Origin of the sequence: Fodinicurvata sediminis DSM 21159 (assembly GCF_000420625.1) — a bacterium.
In the GTDB taxonomy this organism is placed as follows: Bacteria; Pseudomonadota; Alphaproteobacteria; order Kiloniellales; family DSM-21159; genus Fodinicurvata; species Fodinicurvata sediminis.
In genome coordinates, this window is the sequence record NZ_ATVH01000015.1 from 289890 (window position 1) to 315286 (window position 25397).

Here is a 25397-nt window from a genome sequence, read left to right on the forward strand (position 1 = left end):
TCAGGTCAGATCGCATCCGGGAATTTCGGGATCGATCTGTCCGAAATTCTCGATGATGTCGAAGTTCCCGTTGTCACCGACACGCGCCATGATGCTGTTGCAGCGCATGTGGTTGTTCTTCGCGGAGATGTTGACGTGACCCTGGGGCGCGTCGAAGTCGACTTCCGGCAGGGCCTTGAGGACCTTCTCGGTCTCCGTGGAGTCTGCCTTGGCCACGGCCTTGGCATAGAGCCAGGTGGCGGCATAGGTGGCTTCGCCGATGCCGTTCACCGGGACGTCGTCTCCGAACTTCTCGCGATAGCGCTGCAGGAAATCGCGGTTTGCATCCGTGTCCAGGCTCATGAAATAGCTCTGGTTGGCAATCACGCCCTTGGCCAGTTCGGGGTAGCGCTTGGCGTAGACGTCATCGAAGCCCTGGCCAACCAGCTGCGGCTCCATCTCGAAGCTGTTGTACTGGTTCAGCATGGTGCCGCCATCGGCGCCGGCCAGCATGCTCCAGACCATGTCCGGCTGTGCCTCGTTGATGCGCTCGAAGACCGGTCCCAGATCCTGGATGCCGAAGGGGAAGAATTCCGTATCCAGGACTTCACCACCGGCTCGTTCGAAGGCTTCTCGGATGTACTTGGAGCTGGTGCGCGGCCAGACATAATCGGAGCCGACGATGTAGCAACGCTTGCCCACATTCTCGACCAGCCAGGGCACCATGGGATCGATCTGCTGGTTGGGGACCTGACCGGTCGCGGCGAAATAGGGGTCGCAGACCTCGCCCTCGTAATAGGTGGTGTAGATCAAAAGCTTCTTGGCGGGACTGGTGACGGTGCGTGCCGCCTCGTGCTCGAGGCTGGCGATCATGCCGATGATGACGTCCACATCGTCCCGGAAGATCAGCTGGCGCGCCTTGTCGATGGTCGCCTGGGTCTGGGTCTGATCGTCCTCGACCGTGAAGACCACTTCGCGCCCGCCGGCACCGCCGGCCTTGTTGATGTCCTCGACCGCCAGTTCGAAACAGTTCTGCTGGATCTCGCCCAGGATCGTCTCCAGCCCGCTGAGGGCCGTCAGGAAGCCGATGTTGACGGTATCGGATGCCTTGAGGATGGCCGGAAAGCCAAAGGATGTCGTCGCCGCGGCGCCCGTGGCGGCCATCCCCTTCAAGGTTGTCCTTCTGGAAATCTTTCTGCTGGTCATAATTCTATTCTCCCTTCTTCTCAGCCGTCCTTGTTCACTACAAAGTTTGAATTGGTTTACAGTGCCAATATTTCGTCTATGACGTCGTCGTTCTTGAATTCAGATGCATCTCCTTTTTTGACAATTTCACCCTTGTCCATGACCATACAACGGTTGGCCAATTCGATTCCGAAATCGAAATTCTGCTCCACGAGCAGTACGCTGACCTTGTGCTCCTCGACGATGGTCCGGATGATCTCCTTGAGGTCCTGAACGATGCTGGGCTGGATGCCTTCTGTCGGTTCGTCAAGCAACAGGATGTTCGGACGTCCGCAGAGCGCCCTGGCGATGGCCAGCATCTGCTGCTGTCCCCCGGACAGGGTTCCACCGGCCTGGTTGATCCGTTCCTTCAGTATAGGGAAATATTCGAAGACCTGCTCGGGAATCTCCGCATTCCGGTCCGGACAGGCGCGCAGGCCGGCCACAAGGTTCTGCCTGACCGTGTGTTTTGGGAAGATGCCACGCCCCTGCGGGACGTAGGCAATTCCCTTGCGGGCCCGCTTGAAGGTCGGCCAGGTGGTGCAGTCCTCCTGGATCAGGCGGATGTGTCCGGATTGTGCCTTCAGCAGCCCACAGATCGTTTTCAGCAGGGTGGTCTTGCCAACACCGTTGCGACCGAAGAGGAAAAGGATTTCCTGGGCCGCAAGGTCCAGGCTGACGCCGTTGATGACCGGGACAGAATTGTAACCGGATCGGACGTCCTGCAGTTCCAGGACGGGCTTACTGCTTTCCAAGGTAGACCTCCCGGACGGTCTGGTCCTGTTCAATTTCGCTGAATTCGCCTTCTCTCAGCAGCTTTCCCTGGTGCAGCACGATGGTATGGCAGTTCAGTCTGCGCACGAAGCTCATGTCATGTTCGATCACGATCGTGGTGATTCCCTCTTGCACTTCCTTCAGGAGCTCGGCTGTCTTCCGGGTTTCCTCGCGCGTCATGCCGGCGGTTGGTTCATCCAGCAGAAGCAGTTCCGGGACCGGCATCAGGGCGATCCCGATCTCGAGCCACTGCTTCTGGCCGTGGGCCAGGTTGGCGGCCTTGACGAAGCGCTGTCCGGACAGCTTAATGGTCTCCAGGACCTCGTTCACCCGCTTTTCCGCAGCGCTTCCATGTTCCTTGCTGGCCAGGTCCAGGTTGTCCTCGACCGTCAGCTCGTCGAAGATGCTGGGAACCTGGAATTTCCGGCTTATGCCCAGGCGCGCTATGCGATGGAGCGGCAGGCGCGTGATATCGGTGCCCTGGAAGTGAATTGTGCCTTCACTGGGTTTGAGGGCGCCGCAAAGCATGTTGAAAAGCGTGCTCTTGCCGGCTCCGTTGGCGCCGATGATGCACTGCATCTGGCCGGCGTAGGCCTTCAGGCTGACAGAGTCCACGGCGGTCAGGCCGCCGAAGCGCTTGCTGACGGCTTCGACCGTCAGGAGCGGCGCGGTATTCGTCTCAGGCACTTTCGGCGTCTCCCTTCTTTTCGTTCTTGGTCATTCGTCCGAAGAGTTTCTGAGCCAGGCCTGCGAGGCCGTCCGGGAAGAGGAATACCATGGCGATGAAGAAGAAACCGATGAACAGCGGCCAGAGGCTCGTGTTGATGCTGCTCAACTCGCGCTCGACCTGCATGACGAGGATGGCTCCGATGACGGGGCCGATGAGCGTGCCGCGCCCGCCGACGGCGACCCAGACGATCACCTTCGTCGAGAGCAGAAGGCCGATCAGGTCAGGAGCCACATAGCCGGCAAAGGTGGCATAGAGCCCACCGGCCAGGGCGGCGATCATGGCCGATATCGTGAAGGTGCCCACCAGGTGCAGCGGTGTGTTGTAGCCAAGTGTGCGGGCCCTGAGTTCGTTCACCTCCAGGGCCTTGAGCAGACGGCCGTAGCGGCTGATCGCGACCTTCCAGATCGCGAGCAGCAGTATGAGCAGGAGCGCCAGAGCCACATAGAGGCCCGTCTGTGGCGCAAAGACGACAAACTCGAAATCTCCAAAGGTGAGACTGAGAGGCTGTACGCCGGTTATCCCGGAATCCCCGCCCGTGACGTCGACCCAGGCCACGGCGATGTGGCCGGCAATGACGGTCAATGCGAGCGTCATGATGGTGAAATAGGGGCCACGCACACCAGCGAACAGCAGGAAATAGCCAAACAACAGGGCGACAAGGCCGGAGGCGAGAATGCCGGCCAATATCGCGAGCAACGTGATGTTTGTGATGTCGAAGTTCGTGCTGAGGATCGCGACAGCGTAGGCTCCGATGCCGAAGAACGTCGCATGGCCGAAGCTCAGCAGGCCGGTTCGGCCCCAGAGATAATCCAGGGACAGCGCGAAGATACCGAAGACAAGGGCATCCCGCAGGGTCATCATCCAGTAGTAATCGGCATAAAGTGAAATGACGAAGACAGCTATACCCAGGACGATGGCTGTTGCAGGGGTGGACAGCTCGCGAATGGGGTTACGGCCTTGTCTGGCGGACAGGATTTTCATGTCTGCTTACCACTTGATATTCGCATGAGGGACAATGCCCTGCGGACGGAATCGCAGAACGACGATGCCGAGTGCCAGGACGAGAGCCTGTGCCAGAGTCACCGGCATCTGGTAGGTGAAGACCGTTTCGAGGCCGCCGACAAAAGCGCTGCCCGCGCCGATGCCCCAGAAACTGCCAGCACCCCCGACGATCACCACAAAGAAGGATTTGGCCAGGTAATTGACGCCCATCTGGGCAATGACCACGGCCAGCGGGCCGACAAGGACGCCCGCCAGGGCAGCCAGGGCCGCGCCCAGCATGAAGGCCTTGGAGAAGACACGCTTGGTATCGATGCCCAGGGCCTCCGCCATCTCGCGGTCCTGGATGACCGTCCGGATATCCAGGCCGAAATTGCTGCGCGAAAACATCAGCAGCACGAGGCCCAGCACGGCGGCGGAGAAGAGGATGATAAAGACGCGATAGGCCGGGTAGGAGGCCCCCAGAAGGTCCATGGTGCCGCTGATCGGCGCGCTGACACTCTGTGGCCCGGCGCCGAAGACGATCTGCAGGACTTGCGCTATGATCAGACTGAGCCCCCAGGTGGCCAGGATGGTGGCCAGCCAGCGCGTGTAGAGGTGCTGGACAATCAGGCGTTCCACCAACAGGCCGGCCAGGGCGCCGATGATCGGCGCGACCAGCAGGGCCAGCCAGTAGCTTCCACCCAGACCCTGCAGCACGGAAAGCGTGAAGGCGCCAATCGTGACGAATTCGCCATGCGCCAGATTGATGACGCGCATCATGCCGAAGATGATGCCCAGACCCATGGCGACCAGCATAAGCACGCTGATCAGGGTCAGGGCATTCATCACCGACGGTACCAAGCTTGTTATTGTCATGTTCTAGTCATTCCCATCTCAGCTCGTGCACCGCAGTCCTGCTATGTATTTGACGGAAGCATGGAGGCATCCTCCTCGCGCATTCTGGGCGGACCCAGCCATGTTCCCTCTATCTGAGCATCCAGCTCGATCATGTAGCTTTCCGCATCGATCATGTGTTCGTGCATCAGGGCCCTGACGGCCTCGGCATCCTCTTTGCGCAGCGCATCCATCACCAAAGCGTGGTAGCGGCAGTTCTGGGACAGGAAGTCGCCGTGCCGGGTGAAGTTCTCGGCGCTCAGGACGACAAGATCCCTGAGCACATCGTTGAGGAAGCGCCCGATGAAGGCCATGAGCGGATTGGGGCAGGCCCGGGCAATGATGTCGTGAAAATCGAGTTCGGCCGCACGCTGCGTCTTGCGTTGCAGGTGGCGTTCCCGGTCGCTGCACTGGCAGGTTTCGATCGAAGCCTGAAGCTGCTCGAAATCCCGTTTGCTCAGGTGGCCGACGGCGGCGGCTGCGACCTCGGGTTCGACGAACTTCCGCACGGCATAGACCTGACCGAAGGTGACGGTCCGCGAGTGAAAGTAGTTGCGCAGCAGATGCATGGCGCGCCCATAGGGCACCTCACTGAGGACGGCGCCGCCGTCGGCGCCGGGCATGTTGATGATGAGGCCCTGCACTTCGAGCGACTTCAGGGCTTCGCGCACCGTCCCCCGGCCGGCCGAAAAGATCCGGATCAGTTCCTTCTCGTGCGGCAGCTTGTCTCCGGGCCGCTTGCCCTCTTCCACAATCCACCGCTTGATCTGTTCGACGATCACGTCGGATCGCTTGTGCGGCCGTTGCGAAGGTGCCTGGTATGTCCGATCGAGTGCTGTCACGTGATCACCGGGTCTTTCCCTGTTTCTGGCTTAATTATAATCATAATTATCATATTCCGAAAATATCAAAATTATCTTGTCCCGTTGCGCCTCGAGAGGACGTGCTGGCAAGGGCTTGCTGAAGGGATGAGAAGGGGCAAGGAGCGCAGGGAGGTCACGCGCACACTGATCCGCAGCGTGCTACATAAATAAGCCTGTCCCACAGAGAAGGCTCTGCGTAGGCACGGCAGGCTATTGTTTGTCCTGTTACATCGAAAAACCAAGGAAGCTGTATCGAAAAAACAGAAAATGCGCGTCGGTCAGATCAGGCCGTTTTGAAGGTTTTCCTTTGGAATCAAGAACTGCGACGGGTGAAGAGGGCCTCTGCAATATCTGAAAATCCGAAGCTCTCGCTGAGATATTTACAATTTGATTTATTCACAGCCCGGGCGGACGCTGGAAGGAGATGTCAGAGCGCTTCGCACAAGAAAGCGCCGAACATACCTTGCAGTGGGAGGCATGAAGGTGATCAGAAAAGCCGTGGATCTGAACTGCGACCTGGGTGAGAACTTCGGGTATTGGCGGATCAGCGAGGCAACGGACGAGGAGCTGATGGACTTGATCAGCTCCGCCAACGTGGCGACCGGCTTCCATGCCGGGGATCCCAACCTGATGGACAAGGTGGTCAAGGGCGCGATCGAGCGCGGGGTGGCCATCGGCGCGCATCCCGGTTACCGCGACCTGCAGGGTTTCGGCCGCCGCGTGATCCAGGCCAACCCTGACGAATTGGTCAACGATATCGTCTACCAGGTCGGCGCACTGCGGGAATTTGCACGGCGCCATGGCACCAAGCTGCAGCATGTGAAACCGCATGGCGCGCTTTACATGGAGGCCGCACGCAATGCCGAGCTTTCGGAACTGCTGGTTGAGGCGCTGACCAAGTGCAGCCCCGAGACTGCGGTCTTCTGCATGGATGTCTCGAAAACCTATGGCATCGCCAAGGCGGCCGGCCTGAAGACGGTCCGCGAGTTCTATGCCGACCGCGACTACGACACCAGCGGCAGCATCGTCTTCACCCGGCGCATGCGCGCTCTGAAACCCGAGGAAGTCGCCGAGAAGTGCGTGCGCGCCTGTCTGGAGGGCAAGGTCCGCACCGTGGAGGGCGAGGACATCGACATCACCTTCGAATCCATCTGTTTCCATTCCGACACGCCCGGCGCCCTGCAGATCGGCACGGCGGTGCGCCAGGGGCTGGTGGACAACGGCATCCACATCCTGCCTGCGGAGGACATACTGGCGGAAGCCGCCTGAAGTCGGCCGCAATCGCCGCGCAGGATCGCTGAAGGACTCTTTTTCGAAACAATAAAACCAGGCTTGAGACGAAGACAGACAGCCAAGCAATAACAAGGAGGCCAACCATGGCGGATATCCGCTCTCCCATCCCCGGAACATTCTATCGCCGGCCCTCACCGGAAGAGGCGCCCTACAAGAACGAAGGCGATGACGTGGCCGTGGGCGACGTGATCGGACTGGTCGAGGTCATGAAGTCCTTCATCGAGGTGAAGGCCGAGGTGGCCGGAAAGATCAAGAAGTTCGTGGTCGAGAACGAGGAACCCGTGGCCGCGGGTGCCGTCCTGGCCGAGCTGGAGGACTGAAGCCCATGGCGATCCGACGCCTGTTCGTGGCCAATCGGGGCGAGATCGCTGTACGCGTGGTGCGTGCTGCCCAGGCGCTGGGCATCACAGCGGTGCAGGCGCACTCCGACGCGGACAAGGAGATGCTGGCCGTGCGCCTGGCCGATGAGGCCATCTGCATCGGCCCGGCCCAGGCGGCCAAGTCCTACCTGAACGTCGATGCCCTGATCACGGCGGCTAAGGAAGCCAACTGTGACGCGGTGCATCCGGGGTACGGCTTCCTGTCCGAGAACGCCGACTTCGCCGAGGCGGTGGAACAGGCGGGCATGATCTTCGTCGGGCCTTCGTCCGAGACCATCCGGCGCATGGGCGACAAGGCGGCCGCACGCGCCGCGGCCCAGGAGGCCGGGGTACCCGTGGTGCCCGGCTCGAAGGGCGTGATCGAAAGCGCCGAGGCGGCCCTGGCTGCAGCCAAGGAGATCGGCTATCCGGTGATGATCAAGGCGGCCGCCGGCGGCGGTGGGCGCGGCATCCGCATTGCCGACAACGCGGAGGAGCTGGGCAAGCTGGCGCCCCAGGCGCGCGCCGAGGCGCAGGCCGCCTTCGGTGACGGCTCGTTCTATCTGGAGCGCGCGCTGAAGACCCCGCGCCACATCGAGGTGCAGATCCTGGGCGACGGCACACGCGCCGTGCACTGCTTCGAACGGGAATGCTCGCTGCAGCGCCGCCGACAGAAGGTCTGGGAAGAGGCGCCCGCCGCCTGCCTGACGTCCGAAGTGCGCGCGGAACTCTGCCGTTCGGCCGTGGCGCTGGCCGAGTCCGTAGCCTATCGCGGGGCGGGGACGCTGGAATACCTCTATGATGAAACGACCGGTGAATTCTTCTTCATCGAAATGAACACCCGCATCCAGGTGGAGCATCCGGTGACCGAGATGGTGACCGGCATCGACCTGGTGGCCGAGATGATCAAGGTGGCCGGTGGAGAGCCGCTGTCCATGCACCAGGAGGATATCCAGCTGGATGGCCACGCCATCGAGGTGCGGGTGAATGCCGAGGACCCGGCCAACAACTTCATGCCCTTCCCGGGCGTGATCGGCAAGCTGGAGATTCCCGATATCCCGGGGCTGCGCTTCGACACCATGCTGTACGAAGGCTATGCCATCCCGCCCTTCTACGACTCGCTGCTGGGCAAGCTGATTGTTCACGGCGCGGACCGCAAGGCGGCCCTGGCCGCGCTGTCCAAGGCGCTGCAGCTGATCAGCATCGGCGACGTGAAGACCACCCTGCCGCTGCACAAGGCGCTGGCGGCCGACCCGGCCGTGCAGGCCGGGCAGTTCCACACCCAGTTCCTCGAGCCCTGGCTCGAAACCCGCACCCTGACCGCCGACCAGGAGGTTTGAGCATGAAGACACGTTATTCCTTTGGAGGAGACGAGCACATCTTCGTCGAGATGGACGAGGAGATGTCGCTGGATGCCTTCTTCAAGAGCCTGTCGATGACCAATGCCGTACGCGAGGCAAAGATCGACGGTGTGACCGAGGTCTGTCCGGCCAACGCCAGTTTCCAGGTGAAGTACGACCCGGATCGCATCAAGCCGGATGACATGCTGGCCGAGCTGAAGGCCCTGGAGCACACCGCCGAGAGTGCGGAAAAGCGTCTCAACACCCGAATCGTCGAGTTCCCGGTCTATTACCAGGATCCCTGGACGCATGAGACGCTGATGCGGTTCCGTGACCGGCACCAGGATCCAAGCGGCAGCGACCTGGACTATGCCGCGCGCATCAACGGCTTCGACACGGTCGCGGACTTCATCACGGCGCATCACTCGGCGCCCTGGTTCGTCTCCATGGTCGGCTTCGTTTCGGGTCTGCCCTTCCTGTATCAGCTGGTCGAGCGCAAGCGGCAGCTGGAAGTGCCCAAGTACGTACGTCCGCGTACGGATACGCCCAAGCAGACGGTGGGTTACGGCGGCTGTTTCTCCTGCATCTACTCGGTGCGCGGGGCCGGCGGCTATCAGATGTTCGGCATCACGCCGGTTACCATCTTCGATCCCAAGCAGGAAACCTCGTATCTCAGCGACTTCATGGTCTATTTCAAACCTGGCGATCTGGTGAAGTTCACGCCCATCAGCCGCGAGGAATACGACGCCACCCTGGCCGAGGTTCAGGCCAACCGCTACACGCCGCGGGTCGCCGAGGTCGAGTTCGACCTGGAGGCCTTCAACGCGGACATGGACGGCTTCAACAAGAAACTGATGGGGGCCCTCAATGACGTTTAAGGTTCTCAATACCGGACTCCTGACAACGATCCAGGATCTCGGCCGCCCCGGCTATTTCCATCTGGGCATCCCGATCTCGGGTGCCATGGACCGCCTGTCCCTGCGTGCGGCCAACCTGCTGGTCGGCAACGACCAGGGGGCGGCCGCGCTGGAGACGGTCTTCATGGGGCCGCAGCTGGAGTTCGAGAAGGACGCCATGGTCGCGGTGACCGGCGCCGAGCTGCCGCCGCGCGTGGATGGCGAGGAAAAGCCCACCTGGACCGCCTTCAAGGTGAAGGCCGGGCAGGTGCTTTCCTTCGATTACCTGCGCGAAGGTGCGCGGGCCTACATCGCCATCTCGGGCGGCATCACCACGGACGTCTACCTGGGCAGCCGTTCGACCTATGCCATCGGAGCGCTGGGTGGCTTCGAGGGCCGGGCCCTGGCCGTCGGCGACATGGTGCCCTTCGGCGACAACGGAAAGGCCAAGGAGGGCCGCAGCCTGGACAAGTCCCTGCGCCGCATGCCGGGTAATCCGGCCGAACTGCGCGTGCTTCCAGGCCTCTACTGGCGCCTGATCACCGAGGAAGCTGGGCGCAATTTCTTCGACGACGAATGGAAGGTGGCGCCCGAAGCCGACCGCATGGGCGTGCGCTTCCGCGGTGGCCGGCCCATGTCCTTCAAGGAGCGCGAACAGCCCTTCGGGGCGGGTTCGGATCCCTCGAACATCGTGGATGGCTGCTATTCCTATGGCTCCATACAGGTGCCGGGCGGCAGCGAACCCATCGTTCTGCACCGTGACGCGGTTTCGGGAGGCGGCTACTTCACGCTGGGCGCCGTGATCTCGGCGGACATGGACCTGATCGGGCAGCTTCAGCCGCACACACCGACCCGCTTCGTAAAGGTCGACATGGACCAGGCGCTGGCCGCCCGGAAAGAGCGTACCGCCCTGCGCGGCAGAATCGAGGATGCGCTCAAGTAAACAACAAGAAACAGAAAACCACATAACGATTTCAACAGAGGAGGTGGAGAAAATGGTAAGGTTCATCGCAACACTGGCAGTCGCCACGGCCCTTGCGGGTCCGGCTGTCGCACAGGACGCTTGGTTCCCCTACGAGGCCGAGGAAGTCACACCGGCCTTCTCGGCGGACGGCGAGGTCAGCAAGGTCGAGTACGTGCCGCTGGAGAAGGCCTCCGAGCCATGGGAGATCTGCGTCTCCTTTCCCCACATGAAGGATGCCTACTGGCTGGGTGTCGATTACGGCGTGGTCGAGGAAGCCAAGCGCCTCGGCGTCAACCTGAACGTCGTCGAGGCCGGTGGTTATACCGAATTGGCCAACCAGCTCAGCCAGATCGAGGACTGCGTGGCCGGCGGTGCGGATGCCGTCATCATCGGCGCCATCTCGCTGGACGGACTGAACAACCTGGTGGACGAATTGGCGGAAGACGACGTTCCGGTGATCGACGTGATCAACGGCATTTCTTCCGAGAATGTCACCGCCAAGTCGCTGGTGTCCTTCCGAACCATGGGCTCCAGTGCCGGCGAGTACCTGGCCGAGAAGCACCCCGAGGGCAGCGACCCGATTCAGGTCGGCTGGTTCCCAGGTCCGGCGGGCGCCGGCTGGGTGGAGGCCGCGCATGCGGGCTTCATGGAGGCCGTGGAAGGCTCGGCCATCGAGGTGCTGGAGCCGCGCTATGGCGACACCGGCAAGGAAGCCCAGCAGGGCCTGGTCGAAGACGTGCTGCGTGCCAACCCGGATGTGCGCTACATCGCTGGCACGGCCGTGACCGCCGAGGCCGCCCAGGGCATCATCCGCGAGCGTGATCTGGTGGGCGAAGTCGATCTGATCTCCTTCTACATGACACCCGGTGTCTACGAGGGCATCGAGCGCGGCTTCATCCTGGCCGCACCGGCGGATTCCATGGTCATTCAGGGCCGTATCGCCGTCGACCAGGCGGTCCGTGTCCTTGAGGGCGAGGACTACGTCAAGCACGTGGGGCCGGAGATCTTCGTGGTCGACCAGGACAACATCGGCGACGTCGAGCGCACGAACATCCTACCACCGCAGGGGTTCAGCCCGGTCTTTTCCGTCGAAGCAGAGTAAACCCTGTGCCTGTTCCGGGAGTGGCTCTTGCGGCCGCTCCCGGCCTTTTTCTTTGCGTCAGGCCATGCAGGCCTTTCCGTCGCGTACAGCGCCTGGACGGATCCTGCAGAGCGTGCGCCGGGTATGCCTGAAATGCAGACAGTCATCGAAACATCAGCCCTGACCAAGCGCTATCCGGGGGTCGTTGCCCTGGGTGCCGTAGACTTCGATCTGAAGGCGGGCGAGGTTCACGTTCTTTTCGGCGAGAATGGCGCTGGCAAGTCCACCCTGATCGCCATGATCGCGGGGGCCAGCCAGCCGAGCAGCGGCAGTTTTCGCGTGAACGGTGCGGAGGTGGATTTCCAGTCTGTTGCCGATGCGCGCGAGAAGGGGATCTCGGCCGTCTTCCAGGAGTTTTCCCTGGTGCCCACCATGACGGTGGCCGAGAACATCTTTCTGGGGGACGAACCAAGGCGTCACGGCTTTACCGACAAGTCGGGAATGATTCGCCGGTCCCGTGAACTGTTCGAACAACTCGACTTTCACATCGACCCCAAGGCCCTGGTCAGCACGCTCAGCCGGGCCGAACAGCAGATGGTGGAGATCGCCAAGGCTTTCCACGGGCAGCTCTCGATCCTGATCCTGGACGAGCCCACGGCGTCCCTGACCGACCGGGAGGTCGATCACCTGTTCAAGGTGGTGGAGCAGATGAAGGCGCGCGGGGTCGGGGTCATCTACATCTCGCACCGCATGCAGGAGCTCAAGCGCATCGCCGACCGGGTCACGGTGCTGCGCGACGGGCGCAAGATCGCGACGGTTTCCATGGAAGAGACCAGCGAGGAGAAGCTGGTCGAATTGATGGTGGGCCGGGCGATCGATGAAATCTATCCGGCCATCGAAGCACGTCCGGGTGCCCCGGTCCTGGAGGTCGAGGGCCTGAAGACCACAGGGGTCGCGGAGGCTTCGCTGACCGTGCGGCCCGGCGAGATTCTGGGCGTGGCGGGTCTGGTGGGCTCCGGCAAGTCACGCTGTTTCCGGGCCATCTTCGGTCTGCAGCCGATTACGGCGGGGCGGGTGCGCCTGAAGGGCAGCGATGTCACGGGTGCGAGCAGCCGCCACATGATGGGGCAGGGCGTCTATTACCTGCCTCCTGACCGCAAGAGCGAGGGCTTGCAACTGGCCTTCACCTCGCGTGCCAATCTGATCCAGGGGGTCATGGTCTGCGCCTCCAGCCGCCTGGGCCTGCTGCCCCGCAAAGAAATGCATGCCAAGGCCGAAGCCGTGGCGGAGTCGGTGGAGTTGCCGCCGGCTTACCGCGATCGCCTGGCGGCCCAGCTGTCTGGGGGTAACCAGCAGAAGACCCTGTTCGGGCGCGGCCTGGGCAAGGACTATGACCTCTATATTTTCGACGAACCCACGGTGGGCGTCGACATGGGCGCACGCGCGGCAATCTATGGCCTGATCAAGCGCCTGACGGAAAGCGGCAAGGCGGTGGTGGTCATCTCGTCAGACCTGCCCGAGGTGATGAACCTTTCCCACCGCCTTCTGGTGTTTTCACATGGACGGATCTCGGCGGAACTGCCGCGCGAGGAGATCAGTGAAGCCGCCGTCCTGGCACATTTTTTCGAGGAATAGGTCGATGACGGACAATGCGACAACACCACAGGAGACAGCCGGGCGCCGGACGGCTTTGCAGGGTCTGCGCGCCATCTTCATTAAGCTGGGGGTGCTGCCCTTTTTCCTGGCCGGTGCCCTGGTCATCTTCACCATCCTTTCGGATCGCTTCCTGACATTCGACAACATGACCAATGTCTTCCGGCAGTCGGTCTATCTGACGCTGGTGTCCATGGGGCAGATGCTGGCCCTGATCACGGGAGGCTTCGATCTTTCGGTCGGCGCAGTTGTGGCGCTCACCTCGGTGGTTTCGGCGCTGGCCATGGTCGCATTGGTCGGCATCTTTCCCGATGCCGTCTGGCTGGTGATCATCCTGGGCATGCTGGCCGGACTTGGCGCATCGCTGTTGGTGGGCCTGGTCAACGGGGCCGGCGTGGCCTTCTTCGGAGTTTCGCCCTTCATCATGACCCTGGGTGTCAGCTCGGTGGTGGCGGGCATCTCACTGTTTTTGACCGGCGGCGTCCCCGTTTCCGGCATGCCCTATGCTTTCGCGGATGCCTTCGGTTTCGGCCGCCTCTGGGATATCCCGGTGCCGGTGATCGTTGCGCTGGTCGCCATCCTGGCCATGTGGGTTTTCATGGAACGCATGCGCACCGGTGCGCACATCTATGCCGTGGGCGGCAACATCAAGGCCGCCGTGCTGTCGGCCATTGACACCAAGCGCACCCTCATCATCGCCTATGTGCTCTGTGCCCTGGCCGCCTCGGTGGCCGGCCTGTTGCTGACCGCCCGCGTGGAATCCGGCGAGGCCAACCTGGGCGGATCCATCGCCCTGGAATCCATCGCCGCCTGTGTGATCGCCGGTGTGTCCCTGCGCGGCGGCATCGGACGGGTGATCAATGTGGTGTTGGGGGCCTATTTCATCACACTGGCGCAGAACGGCATGAACCTGGCCCAGATCAGCTCCTACATGCAGATGGTCCTGCTGGGCGGCCTGCTGATCCTGGCGGTCATCTTCGACCAACTGCGCTACCGCATGATGATGGGGCGGGCGTAGGGCTGGCCCTGATCTCTCCCAGCCTAGCGTGCCGGCCTGTTTGTTGTCGCTCCCAAGCGCGTTGACCCGCTTCTGATCGGCCGCGGATACTTCGATCCAAAGAAATCGCGGTTCATGATGTATAAGGAGTGGAAGACCATGGCATCGAGTCTAGAATGTTTTTCTGGGTGAAGGAATCCCCCGCGATTCCGTCACCCAGAAAAACGCTCTAGCCGCGCGACCAGCAGTTTGATTGTCTTGCTTACCCTAGCACGCCCAGCATGTTGTCGCGGATGGCGCTCATGTGCTGGGTCATGAGTTTCTGGGCGCTTTCCGGATCGCGGTCGGAGATTGCCTGGACGATGGCGCTGTGTTGCTGGTCGTAGTGCGTACGCGTGTCGGCCGAAACCGTACGCTTCTTCAGGCGGTACCAGTTGGGTTCGTTGCGGATGGCGTTGATGGCGTCGCAGTAGTCGATCAGCAGGGCATTCTTGGTGGCGTGGAAGATGGCCATGTGCAGCTCGGCGTCCCAGTGCTCGAACTCCGAAAGGCCGCGAGCCGAAAGCGAGGCGCGCAGGGCGGCCTGAATCCGCTCGATATCCTCGTTGCCGCCGCGGCTGGCAGCAAGCGCCGCCACATGCGGTTCGATAATAAGCCGGACTTCCATCAGGTCGGCCGGACTGGCGTTGCGCATGCGCCGCGACAGGAAGCTGCCGCTGGAGCGGTTGGGCACCTGGGCCACGAAGGTTCCCCGGCCGATCTGACGTGTCAGGAAACCGTCGTGTTCCAGTTGTACCAAGGCCGCGCGCAGGGTGTTGCGTGCCACACCCAGCCGGTTGGCCAGATCGCGTTCCGACGGCAACTGCTGTCCCAGCACGAATTCGCCACTTTCAATGCGGCTTAACAGCTCCTGCATGGCTGTGGCGGCTGCGCGCCCGAGGTGTGGATTTTGAATCTGGTTCATGGCTATACCATTCTTGATCCAATCTTGATCCGGCGCAAACAAAAATTCTCAGGAAAGCTAAATTCGGGTTGACAGATCCAAGCCTCCGCAGTGAGTATTGGCTCAATTAAAAACCAATGGTTCATAATTGGTTTAACAAAAACAAGAAGCTGGAGGGGGCGTTCCCAACGATGAAGATCGCTGCGTATCACCTGGATGGAAAGCCGGGGCTGGGCATAGTGTCCGCCGACGGCAGCAGCCTTGCGCCTTTTGACCTCAACGGGAATGCCGCTGAAAAGGGCGTTCTGGCCTTGGTTGATCCGGAGGCGGGGCGTCCGACTGCAACCTCGGAAAAGCTGCCGCTGTCGGCCGTGAAGCTGCGTGCGCCGGTTCCGCATCCGCGTCGCAACATCTTCTGTGTCGGCAAGAACTATTATGAGCACGCACACGAGTTTGCGGGCAGCGGCTTCGATTCCGGTGCGGCCTCGGGCGCGGTGCCGGATGCGCCGATCATCTTCTCCAAGGTTCCGGAATGCGTCAGCGCCGCCGGCGATCCCATCCCGGTGGACTCCCGTGTCAGCAGCGCCATCGATTATGAAGCCGAGTTGGCGGTCATAATTGGCCGTGGCGGACGTGGTATCTCCAAGGACAAGGCCATGGAGCACGTCTGGGGCTATACCATCGTCAACGACATAACGGCGCGCGACCTGCAGGGGCGCCACAAGCAATGGCTGATCGGCAAGTCCCAGGACGGGTTCTGCCCCATGGGGCCGGTGGCCGTCACGGCGGACGAACTGGACCTGTCGAAGTCCTGGGTGCGCTGCCACGTCAATGGCGAGCTGCGCCAGGAAGCGCCGATTTCGGCCCTGATTTTCGACATTCCCACTCTGATCGAGACACTGTCGGCGGGCATCACGCTCTATCCCGGCGATGTCATTGCTACGGGAACGCCCGCCGGTGTGGGAATCGGCTTTCAGCCGCCGCGCTATCTGCGTCCGGGAGACCGGGTTGCCGTGGACATCGATGGCATCGGTCGTCTGGAGAATCCGGTTTCCAGCTATCACGAAGCAATGCGAGGAGCCGTGGCATGAGCACTCAGACAGTCGAACGCATGGCCGTCGAGGTGGACGGCGAGGGCACGCCCGTCGTGATGGTTCACGGCCTGGGTGGGACCTCGAATACCTTCACACCGCAGATGGGTCTGTTCCGCAACGGCTATCGCGTGATCCGGCCCGACCTGCCCGGTTCGGGGCGCAGCCCGCATACGGGTGAGCTCTCCATTTCCGGTTTCGTCGCCACACTGGCCAAGGCCTGCCGTGTTCTGGGCGTCGACAAGGCGCATTTTGTCGGACATTCGCTGGGCACCATCGTCTGCCAGCACATGGCCATGGAGCATCCCGCTCTGGTGCGCAGCCTTTCCCTCTTCGGGCCGATCGCCGAGCCTCCGGATGCTGCGCGCAAGGGCCTGAAGGACCGGGCTGCCAAGGCGCGCGCCGAGGGCATGGCGGACATCGCCGATGCCATCGTACAGGCAGCGACAGCGGCCGAGACGAAGGAGAAAAACCCTCTGGCCGTGGCGCTGGTGCGTGAGATGGTGATGCGTCAGCCGGCTGATGGCTATGCCGCCACCTGCGAGGCGCTGGCAGGAGCAAGTGCGGCCGACGCTGCTCGTATTCGCTGCCCGGTTCTGTTGGTGACAGGCGACGAGGATGGCGTGGCGCCGGCTTCGGGGGCCCGATCCATGGGAGAGAAAATGGAAAAGGCACGCACGAAGATACTGAATCGTTGCGGTCACTGGACAACCTTTGAGAAGGTCGAGGACGTAAACCGCGAATTGAGAGATTTCATGGCTTCCGTACGTACAGCTTGATCGGACAGGCGGTCCCGGGTGCGCCTCTTGAGCGCCAATAAAAGACAACGGGATTGCCGCTAGGGAGGACGCGATATGGGCGAGTATCTTTTTACGAATGTGCGCATTCTGGACGGTAGTGGGGATCATCCCTATACCGGTGAGGTCCTGGTGCAGGGCAATCGGATCAAGCAGGTGAGCCGTGGCGGCCGCAGCGGGTCCGGCGGCGGCCATACCGTGATCGACGGGGCGGGTGCGACTCTGATGCCCGGCATGACGGAAGCACACACCCATCTGTCCTGGAACGACCAGCCATCTCTGGAGGCCATCCAACAGATGCCGCTCGAGGAGCACACGCTTTTCACCGCGGAGATGGCCAAGCGCTACATCGAGATGGGTTTCACCTCCTGCATGGGGGCGGCCTCGGCCAAGGCGCGCCTGGACGTGGTCATCCGTGATGCCATCAACCAGGGCCGCATCCCGGGGCCGCGCTATTCCGCCGCCAGCCAGGAGATCACCACCCTGGGCGGGCTGGGGGACACCTCGCCGCCGCACCTGGACTTCCCGGAAATGTCCTTTGGCTGCATCGTCTCCGGCGTCGAGGAGATGCGCCGTGCCGTTCGTCAGTTCATCAAGTACGGTTGCGACACCATCAAGCTGAACCTTTCGGGCGAAGAAATCGCCGGCGTGCCCGCCGAGGAAACGCCGATGACCGACGAGGAAGCCGCGGTGGCCGTGTCTGAGGCCAAGCGGCGTGGCTTGCGCGTTGCAGCCCATGCGCGTTCCAACGAGTCCATCAAGATGTGCATTCGGCACGGCATCGAGATCATCTATCATGCCTCCTTCGCGGATGAGGAGACGCTGGACCTGCTGGAGGCCAACAAGGACAAGCATTTCGTGGCGCCGGGACTGGCCTGGCTGATCCGTACGTCCAAGAATGCAGCGGAGTACGGCGTACACCCCGACTCGAGCCTGGGCATGATGTACGCGCGTGAAGCGGAAATCGCCACCGATACCATGCGCAAGATGCACAGGCGCGGTATTCGCGTGCTGCCGGGTGGGGATTACGGCTTCGCGTGGATCCCGCACGGCACCAATGCCAAGGACCTGGAGTACTTCGTCGACCTGGTGGGCATGTCGCCCATGGAGGCCATCGTTTCCGCCACCAAGCTGGGTGGCCAGATCATGGGACGGCCCGATGAGCTTGGCCTGGTGAAGGAAGGCTATCTGGCCGACCTGATTCTGGTTGACGGGGATCCGTTGGCCAATATCCGCATTTTGCAAGAACGTGCGCGCATTCTCGCTGTCATGAAGGACGGCAGCTTCTACCGTGCACCGGACGTGACGGCACAGGGGCGTTCTTCCCTGCGCTGGGCCGGCTGAAGGCGCGCGCAGGATCATGCGGCTTTTCCTCCTGACCTTCCTGAACGGGCTGACGCTGGCGGCGCTGTACTTTATCGTGGCCAGCGGCTTCTCCCTGGTTTTCGGGTTGATGCGCAACGTGAACCTGGCGCATGGATCGCTTTACCTGCTGGGGGGGTACATCGGCTTCGAGGTCGCCAACAGCACGGGCTCCTGGTATCTCGCCGTCCTGGCCGGATTTCTCTCCATGGCGATTGCCGGTGTTCTGCTTCAGCTCCTGGTGTTCCGCTACATGGAAGGCCAGGAACTGCGTCAGACGCTGGTGACGATCGCACTGTCGATCATCCTCGCGGACCTCATGCTGGCCGTCTGGTCGGGTGTTTCCTATCAGTTCACGCCGCCCGCGTGGCTGTTCGGAGCCACACCGATGCCCTTCATCAATGCCTATCCGACCTACCGGCTTTTCACGCTAGCGGCGGCGATTGCCATTGGCATCGCCCTGTGGCTGTTCCTGAACCGCACCCGGATCGGCATCATGATCCGCGCCGGGGTGGACGATCGTGGCATGCTGTCGGCCTCGGGCGTCAATGTGCAGCTTCTGTTCTGCGTCACCTTTGCCATTGGCGCCGGGCTTGCCGGCCTGGCTGGCGTGCTGGGTGGATCCGCCCTGTCGATCGCGCCGGGCGAGGATATACGTTTCCTGCTGGCTTCGCTGATTGTCGTGATCGTCGGCGGCATGGGATCCATTCCCGGAGCGGCGATCGGCGCCTTGCTGATCGGCATGACCGAGCAGTTCGGGCTGGCCTACTTCCCGACCTATGGGGTCGTCTTCTCGTTCCTGGTCATGGTGGTCGTCCTTGCCATCCGGCCCCAGGGCATACTCGGACGGGCATAGGAGCAGGGCATGGCCTCGATCACTGACGAGACAGCGGAAAAAAAGACGTCCCCCGTCCTGCCATCCTTGTTGCGGGGGGTTCGCTGGTATCATGTTGTCGTCGCTGCCCTGCTGCTGATCTATCCTCTGATCGCTACGGACTTCTGGACCGTCCAGATCGGCGCGCAAAGCCTGATCCTGGGCCTCATAGGCCTGTCGTTGATGCTGTTGGCCGGCTATGGCGGCATGGTATCGCTGTCGCAGTTGACCGTGGCCGGACTTGCCGGCTATCTGGTGGCGATCTTCGGGAACGCGGAATGGCCCGCCTGGCTGATGCTGGTGGGGGCGGTCAGCCTGGCGACCGTGGCCGCCGTGCTGATCGGCTGGATCTCGGCGCGCACCAGCGGCATCTACACCATCATGATCACGCTGGCGATCTCGGTGGCCTTCTATTACCTGGTGCTGCAGAACGATCCCATCTTCAACTCCTTCAACGGCTTTTCCGGGGTGCGTCCCCCCGAGGTCTTCGGTGTGGATTGGCGCGCGCCACTGCCCTTCTTCTACCTGACCCTGGCTGTGGTGGGCGCCTGCTATCTGTTCGTGCTCTATCTCTCGCGCACGCCTTTCGGGCTGGCCCTGCAGGCCGTGCGCGACAATCCACGACGCATGGCGTCCCTGGGGTTCAACGTCACCGCCCATCGCGTGGCCGCACATGGCGTGGCCGGTGTCCTGGCCGGTATCGGCGGGGTCCTTCTGGTTTGGCAGAACGGACAGATCTCCCCGGGATCGGTCGGAATTGGGCCCGTGATCGATATTCTGATCCTGACAGTCCTGGGCGGGTTGGCCCATCCGGTCGGTCCTTTCATCGGTGCCGTTATCTTCATTTTGATGGAGAACTTTGCCATCGATCTGATCGACCGGGAACGCTTCAATACGGTGATCGGGGCGGTGTTCCTGGTGATCGTGCTCTTTTCGCCAGACGGGGTGCTTGGCCTTTGGGGCAAGCTGAAATCCTGGCTGGCGCGACAGTCTGCCCGCAACAGGGTGGACCAATGGTAGGTGCTGAGTTCATGCAGGCATGCCGTCTGACATGGCCGAACTCAGACAAACAGTGAGGGAGGAAAAGAAGAGATGTTGAGAAAATTATTGTCCATGACGGCGGCCGCTGCCCTGGTGGCCGGAGCCGGGGCCGCAACGGCCGACGAGCACCCAATCAAGCTGGGCGGTCTTGCCACACTGGAAGGCCCCTTTGCCGTGCCGGGCGAAGACGGTATCCGCGGCATCCGCATGGCCCTGGAAAAATTCGGCCATGAGGCCGGTGGGCGTGAAATCGAACTGATCACCGCTTCATCCGATGCCTCTCCGGACAGTGCAGTCAATGCGGCCCGGCGTCTGGTGGAGAATGACGAAGTGGATGTCCTTGTCGGACCGCTTTCGGGCTCCGAAGGCATCGCCGTCAAGGATTATGCCAAGAATCATCCCGACACGACCTTCGTGAACGGCAGCTCCGCTGCCCAGCGCACGACCCTGGACGATCCGTCCGAGAATTTCTTCCGTTTCTCCACGGACGGCGCGCAGTGGCAGGCCGGCCTGGGCGAATATGCCTATGAGGAAAAGGGTTATGAGAAGGTGGCCATCGTGGCCGAGGACTATTCCTTTCCCTACTCGCTGGTCATGGGCTTCATGACTGACTTCTGTGCCCTGGGCGGGCAGGTTGTCGAGAAGTTCTACGTGCCGTTGGGAACCCGTGACTATGCCACCACCGTGGCTTCGATCCCGCAGGATATCGATGCGCTCTATGTTGCCCTGGGCGGCTCGGACGCCATCAACTTCCTGTCCCAGTACCAGCAGATGGGCAGTGCAAAGCCGATGATTGCCGGCTCGATCACGGTCGACCAGTCGGTGCTGGGGGCCAAGGGGCAGCAGCGCGACTACCTGGCCGGAACCATCACGGCGGGTCCGATCGCCGACAACTGGGACGATCCCAAGTGGGTGGAGTTCAAGGAAACCTATGCCGAGATGTTCGACGATGGCCTGCCGTCGCCGTCGCTGTTCGCGCATGCCTATTACGTGAACACTCTGGCTGTGCTCACCGCCCTGGACGAGGTGGACGGTGATCTGTCCAATGGCCAGCAGGCCTTCCGCGAAGCCCTGCAGAACCTGGAGCTGGAGACACCGACCGGCACCATCTCGGTTGACGAGAACCGTAATGCCGTGGCCGACATCTTCATCACCGAAGTCGTGAAGGACGGTGAGGGCGGCCTCTACAACGAGGTCGTGAAAATCGTGCCGGAAGTGAACCAGACCCTTGGTCAGCCAGAAGAAGAGTTTTTGGCCAATGGCTTTGCTTCCCGTGACAACCCCTCCTGCCCGTAAACGCGAGGAGGCTGTCATGATGGAAAACGGCAGACAGAAGGCCTTGCGCAAATGAGTGCGGTTGCCTCTGCCGGTTTCACCGAAACGGTGGCGGCTCATGCCCTGGAACTCCAGGGTGTGAGCCGCACCTTCGGTGCCCTGGTTGCACTGAACGACGTGACGATGAAGGTCCAGGCCGGAGAACGGCGGGCCGTCTTCGGCGCGAACGGAGCCGGAAAGACCACACTGTTTAATGCCATCACGGGGGACTTCCCGCCAACGGCCGGACGGATCCGGCTTTTCGGCGAGGATGTGACCACGATGCCGCCGCAGGAGCGCATAAGACGCGGCCTGCGACGGACCTACCAGTCTTCCCTTCTGTTCAAGGGGCTGACGGTTTTCGACAATCTTTATCTCGCGGCACGCGGTGTCGGCAGCAAGCGTTTCTCCATGCGCCGGCCGGGTGACGACGATGCGACCATCGAGGCGGCGCACAGGATGATGCATGCCGCCCATCTGGACAGGCTTGAGAAGACGCCGGTCTCCGAGCTGGCTCATGGCCAGCAGCGACAGCTGGAAATCGGCATGGCGCTGGCCGGAGCGCCGCGGATGATCCTGTTCGACGAACCGGCTGCCGGGCTTTCCCCGGCTGAACGGCGCGAGTTGGTGGATATCCTGCGCGCCCTGCCCAAGCATATCGGCTACGTCATCATCGAACACGACCTGGATGTTGCCCTGCGCGTCGTGGAGTACTGCACGGTCATGCACAACGGTGCGGTCTTCAAGGAAGGCACACCTGACGAGATCGAGAGCGATCCGGAGGTACAGAAGATTTACCTGGGAGGCGGGCATGACTGATGCGCAACAGGCCGGCACCGGGCAGTCGCCTGTCCTGACGGTCCGCGATCTGCATGTCTATTATGGCCAGGCCCATGCCCTGCAGGGTGTGTCCTTCGACCTGCATCATGGCGTTCTGGGTATTGTGGGCCGCAACGGCATGGGCAAGACCACGCTGTGCAATGCCATCATGGGCCTGACGCCTTCGACGCGCGGCTCTATCCAGCTGAAAGGCCGCGAACTGCGCGGCATGACACCGAATGCCATCGTTGAGCGGGGCATCGGTTACGTGCCCCAGGGACGTCGTGTATGGCCATCGCTCTCCGTGGATGAGCACCTGAGCCTGGCTGCACGAAGTGGCCGCAAGGGCAGCTGGACCATCGAACGAGTCTATGAAACCTTCCCGCGCCTGACCGAACGGCGCCGCAACGGCGGTGCTCAGCTGTCGGGCGGCGAGCAGCAGATGCTGGCCATCGGACGTGCGTTGCTGGCCAACCCGACCCTTCTGGTCATGGATGAACCGACCGAGGGACTGGCCCCGGTCATCGTGCAACAACTCTCGGCCCTGCTGAAGCAATTGGCCGCCGAGGGCGAGATTTCGGTCCTGCTGATCGAACAGAACCTTGGCGTGGCCACCGAGGTGGCCGAGCAGGTTGCGATCATGGTCAACGGGCGCCTGGTGAAGCAGTTGCCGGCGACCGAACTGGCGGCTGATAGCGACCTGCAGCAGCGTCTGCTGGGCGTGGGGCGCCACAGCGAAGACGAAGACCAGGGCGCCGCCCAGGAAAACACACCCGAAGAGTCGCCCCAGGTTTTCCGTGTGCGACGCGCTGATTCCGGGCTACAGGGCACCGCAGATCAGCCGCCGCCTGCCTATGTCAGTCAGGGGGCCCCGAATCGCTGGGGCCGCACGACCCAGGCCGACGCCGAGGGCTGGCAGGAGAGTCGGCGGTCGCCGTCGGAGGAACGTTCCCGCGAAGAGACAACGGTTTCGGCGCCGGCGGACGAGATCCAGGTGCCCGTGGCGCAGCTTGTAGACCGTTGTGCCTATGTCGTGGGAACCTTCGATACGAAGGGCCGCGAACTGCGTTTCATCGAGAACCGCCTGGAACGCCTGGGTCTGCGGACCCGGACGGTGGATCTCAGCACCAGCGGCAAGCCTTCCTCGGCGGATATCGGTCCCCAGGAAGTGGCACGCTGTCACCCCGGCGGCGTTTCGGCCGTGTTTTCCGGAGACCGGGGCGAATCCGTGTCCGCCATGGCGGAAGCCTTCCGTCATTTCCTGCCGCGCCAGCGGGACGTTGGAGGTGTGATCTCGGCCGGAGGGTCCGGGGGAACGGCACTGGCCACACCGGCTATGCAGGTGCTGCCTGTAGGCGTGCCGAAGCTGATGGTCTCCACCGTCGCTTCGGGGAATGTGCAGCGCTACGTGGGCGCCACGGATATTTGCATGATGTACTCGGTCACTGACGTGCAGGGCATCAATCGAATTTCCGAGCAGGTTCTGTCCAACGCGGCGCATGCCATTGCCGGCATGGTGGCGCATGCCGGGCGCGTCAAGCAGAGCTCCACCAAGCCTGCCGTAGGCCTGACCATGTTCGGGGTAACCACCCCCTGCGTGCAGCTCGCTTCGAAGATCCTGGAGGATGACTTCGATTGCCTGGTGTTCCACGCCACGGGCACCGGCGGACAGTCCATGGAGAAGCTGGTGGACTCCGGTATGCTGGCCGGGGTGCTGGACATCTCCACGACGGAGATTGCCGATCTGATGGTCGGCGGGGTGTTCAGCGCCGGCGAGGGGCGCCTGGACTCCATCATCCGCAGCAAGCTTCCCTATGTCGGATCCTGCGGCGCCCTGGACATGGTGAACTTCGGGGCCATGGACACGGTGCCCGAGCGTTTCCGGGGCCGCAATCTCTACAAGCACAATCCGCAGGTGACATTGATGCGGACCACGGCAGAGGAAAATGCCGCAATGGGCCGCTGGATCGCCGAGAAACTGAATCGCTGCGAGGGGCCGGTGCGCTTCTTCATCCCCGAAGGCGGCGTGTCCCTGCTGGATGCTCCGAAACAGGCCTTCTGGGATCCGGAAGCGGACAAGGCCTTGTTTTCGGCGATCGAGAGCAATCTGCGCCAGACGGCGGACCGCAAGCTGTTCAAGCTGCCGCACAACATCAACGACCCGGAATTCGCCCAGGCCCTGGTCGCGGCTTTCCGGGAGGTAACGGCAACCCATAAGGATAAGGAGGCAGTACATGCCCAGGTTTGAGCGCCGGGATATCCTGGAGAAGTTCCGCGACATGGTCACTCGTAACGAGCCGATCGTCGGGGGTGGGGCCGGGACCGGCCTGTCCGCCAAGTGCGAGGAAGCCGGCGGGATCGACCTGATCGTGATCTACAACTCGGGTCGCTATCGCATGGCCGGCCGTGGCTCGCTGGCCGGCCTGATGGCCTATGGCAATGCCAACGAGGTCGTCATGGAGATGGCCTCGGAAGTCCTGCCGGTGGTGAAGAGCACACCAGTCCTGGCAGGCGTGAACGGCACGGATCCCTTCATGATCCCCGAGCACTTCCTGCGCCAGGTCAAGGATATCGGCTTTTCGGGTATCCAGAACTTCCCGACCGTCGGCCTGATCGACGGGACCTTCCGGGCGAACCTGGAAGAGACCGGCATGGGCTATGGCCTGGAGGTCGAGGTGGTCCGCAAGGCGCGCGAGCTCGACCTGCTGACCACGCCCTATGTCTTTTGCGAGGAAGATGCCAAGGCCATGGCGGAGGCCGGTGCGGACATCATTGTCTGTCACCTGGGCCTGACGACCGGTGGGTCCATCGGCGCGGAAACGGCCCTGACGCTGGAGGACTGCGTGCCGCGTATCAATGCCTGGGCCGAGGCGGCGCTGTCTGTGCGCAAGGATGTTCTGGTGCTCTGTCATGGTGGTCCGATCGCCATGCCCGAGGATGCCCGCTACATCCTGAGCCAGTGTCAGAACTGTCACGGTTTCTACGGCGCGTCCTCGATGGAAAGGCTCCCGGTCGAAGGGGCCCTTACGGAACAGACGCGTAATTTCAAGTCTATCGGGCGCGCCTGACGCGCGTCCGGAACGCCCGGCACAGAGCTTCGCCAGGGTGTTCAGAAAGGGAGGAAGAAG

General features: G+C 62.2%; 24 protein-coding genes. 17 read left to right on the forward strand and 7 right to left on the reverse strand.

Annotated elements, in window-relative coordinates; genetic code table 11:
* The 6 genes from G502_RS0111785 to G502_RS19945 are packed head-to-tail and all read right to left on the reverse strand — an operon-like array spanning window position 1 to window position 5424.
* Window positions 1–1185 (reverse strand): substrate-binding protein, encoded by a 1185-nt coding sequence (locus G502_RS0111785; RefSeq protein WP_022728875.1) that lies wholly within the window; start codon window positions 1183–1185, stop codon window positions 1–3.
* A gap of 56 nt (window positions 1186–1241) precedes the next feature.
* Window positions 1242–1958, reverse strand: coding sequence for an ABC transporter ATP-binding protein (locus G502_RS0111790; RefSeq protein ID WP_022728876.1), 717 nt, complete (start codon window positions 1956–1958; stop codon window positions 1242–1244).
* On the reverse strand, window positions 1945–2664 hold the full coding sequence (locus G502_RS0111795) for an ATP-binding cassette domain-containing protein (protein WP_022728877.1): 720 nt from the start codon (window positions 2662–2664) through the stop codon (window positions 1945–1947). The genes G502_RS0111790 and G502_RS0111795 overlap by 14 nt, the downstream gene beginning before the upstream one ends.
* Window positions 2657–3688: a branched-chain amino acid ABC transporter permease gene (locus tag G502_RS0111800; RefSeq protein ID WP_022728878.1), complete on the reverse strand. Its 1032-nt coding sequence runs from the start codon at window positions 3686–3688 to the stop codon at window positions 2657–2659. The genes G502_RS0111795 and G502_RS0111800 overlap by 8 nt, the downstream gene beginning before the upstream one ends.
* Window positions 3689–3694: 6 nt before the next feature.
* A complete protein-coding gene (locus G502_RS0111805; protein WP_022728879.1) occupies window positions 3695–4564 on the reverse strand; it encodes a branched-chain amino acid ABC transporter permease in 870 nt (289 codons plus the stop codon).
* 41 nt (window positions 4565–4605) lie between these two features.
* Window positions 4606–5424 (reverse strand): FadR/GntR family transcriptional regulator, encoded by an 819-nt coding sequence (locus G502_RS19945; protein ID WP_022728880.1) that lies wholly within the window; start codon window positions 5422–5424, stop codon window positions 4606–4608.
* A 498-nt stretch (window positions 5425–5922) separates the two neighbouring features.
* Here G502_RS19945 and G502_RS0111815 point away from each other — a divergent pair, with 498 nt between their 5' ends.
* From G502_RS0111815 to G502_RS0111850, 8 genes are all read left to right on the forward strand, one after another.
* Window positions 5923–6714 carry a 5-oxoprolinase subunit PxpA gene (locus tag G502_RS0111815; RefSeq protein ID WP_022728881.1) on the forward strand — a complete coding sequence of 264 codons (792 nt, stop codon included), beginning with the start codon at window positions 5923–5925 and terminating at the stop codon, window positions 6712–6714.
* Window positions 6715–6821: 107 nt separating this feature from the next.
* The gene (locus G502_RS0111820) at window positions 6822–7058 is read left to right on the forward strand and encodes an acetyl-CoA carboxylase (RefSeq protein ID WP_022728882.1); all 237 of its coding nucleotides are present in this window, start codon (window positions 6822–6824) and stop codon (window positions 7056–7058) included.
* Window positions 7059–7063: 5 nt separating this feature from the next.
* Window positions 7064–8437: an acetyl-CoA carboxylase biotin carboxylase subunit gene (locus G502_RS0111825; RefSeq protein WP_022728883.1), complete on the forward strand. Its 1374-nt coding sequence runs from the start codon at window positions 7064–7066 to the stop codon at window positions 8435–8437.
* A gap of 2 nt (window positions 8438–8439) precedes the next feature.
* Window positions 8440–9315 carry a 5-oxoprolinase subunit B family protein gene (locus G502_RS0111830; protein WP_022728884.1) on the forward strand — a complete coding sequence of 292 codons (876 nt, stop codon included), beginning with the start codon at window positions 8440–8442 and terminating at the stop codon, window positions 9313–9315.
* On the forward strand, window positions 9305–10276 hold the full coding sequence (locus G502_RS0111835) for a 5-oxoprolinase subunit C family protein (protein ID WP_022728885.1): 972 nt from the start codon (window positions 9305–9307) through the stop codon (window positions 10274–10276). Before G502_RS0111830 ends, G502_RS0111835 begins: the two co-directional genes overlap by 11 nt.
* A 52-nt stretch (window positions 10277–10328) precedes the next feature.
* On the forward strand, window positions 10329–11399 hold the full coding sequence (gene torT / locus G502_RS0111840) for a TMAO reductase system periplasmic protein TorT (protein ID WP_022728886.1): 1071 nt from the start codon (window positions 10329–10331) through the stop codon (window positions 11397–11399).
* Window positions 11400–11531: 132 nt separating this feature from the next.
* Entirely contained in the window at window positions 11532–13013 is a 1482-nt protein-coding gene (locus G502_RS0111845; RefSeq protein WP_026989400.1) for a sugar ABC transporter ATP-binding protein, read from the forward strand.
* A gap of 4 nt (window positions 13014–13017) precedes the next feature.
* On the forward strand, window positions 13018–14049 hold the full coding sequence (locus tag G502_RS0111850) for an ABC transporter permease (RefSeq protein WP_022728888.1): 1032 nt from the start codon (window positions 13018–13020) through the stop codon (window positions 14047–14049).
* A gap of 241 nt (window positions 14050–14290) precedes the next feature.
* Here the strand turns inward: G502_RS0111850 and G502_RS0111855 are convergent, their stop codons facing one another.
* Window positions 14291–14992 (reverse strand): FadR/GntR family transcriptional regulator, encoded by a 702-nt coding sequence (locus tag G502_RS0111855; RefSeq protein WP_022728889.1) that lies wholly within the window; start codon window positions 14990–14992, stop codon window positions 14291–14293.
* A 170-nt stretch (window positions 14993–15162) separates the two neighbouring features.
* Here G502_RS0111855 and G502_RS19950 point away from each other — a divergent pair, with 170 nt between their 5' ends.
* From G502_RS19950 to G502_RS0111900, 9 genes are all read left to right on the forward strand, one after another.
* Window positions 15163–16062, forward strand: a complete 900-nt coding sequence (locus tag G502_RS19950; protein ID WP_040488125.1) for a fumarylacetoacetate hydrolase family protein — start codon at window positions 15163–15165, stop codon at window positions 16060–16062.
* Complete coding sequence (locus G502_RS0111865) at window positions 16059–16841, forward strand: alpha/beta fold hydrolase (RefSeq protein WP_026989403.1); 783 nt, start codon at window positions 16059–16061, stop codon at window positions 16839–16841. Before G502_RS19950 ends, G502_RS0111865 begins: the two co-directional genes overlap by 4 nt.
* 75 nt (window positions 16842–16916) lie before the next feature.
* A complete protein-coding gene (locus G502_RS19955; protein WP_022728890.1) occupies window positions 16917–18203 on the forward strand; it encodes a metal-dependent hydrolase family protein in 1287 nt (428 codons plus the stop codon).
* Window positions 18204–18219: 16 nt separating this feature from the next.
* A complete protein-coding gene (locus G502_RS0111875) occupies window positions 18220–19077 on the forward strand; it encodes a branched-chain amino acid ABC transporter permease (protein ID WP_022728891.1) in 858 nt (285 codons plus the stop codon).
* A gap of 9 nt (window positions 19078–19086) precedes the next feature.
* The gene (locus G502_RS0111880; RefSeq protein WP_022728892.1) at window positions 19087–20115 is read left to right on the forward strand and encodes a branched-chain amino acid ABC transporter permease; all 1029 of its coding nucleotides are present in this window, start codon (window positions 19087–19089) and stop codon (window positions 20113–20115) included.
* A gap of 93 nt (window positions 20116–20208) precedes the next feature.
* Window positions 20209–21432, forward strand: coding sequence for an ABC transporter substrate-binding protein (locus tag G502_RS0111885; RefSeq protein ID WP_022728893.1), 1224 nt, complete (start codon window positions 20209–20211; stop codon window positions 21430–21432).
* Window positions 21433–21483: 51 nt separating this feature from the next.
* Entirely contained in the window at window positions 21484–22269 is a 786-nt protein-coding gene (locus tag G502_RS0111890) for an ABC transporter ATP-binding protein (RefSeq protein WP_022728894.1), read from the forward strand.
* Window positions 22262–24517: an ABC transporter permease gene (locus tag G502_RS19960; protein ID WP_022728895.1), complete on the forward strand. Its 2256-nt coding sequence runs from the start codon at window positions 22262–22264 to the stop codon at window positions 24515–24517. Before G502_RS0111890 ends, G502_RS19960 begins: the two co-directional genes overlap by 8 nt.
* Window positions 24504–25337, forward strand: coding sequence for a phosphoenolpyruvate hydrolase family protein (locus tag G502_RS0111900; RefSeq protein ID WP_022728896.1), 834 nt, complete (start codon window positions 24504–24506; stop codon window positions 25335–25337). Before G502_RS19960 ends, G502_RS0111900 begins: the two co-directional genes overlap by 14 nt.
* Window positions 25338–25397 lie beyond the last annotated feature (60 nt).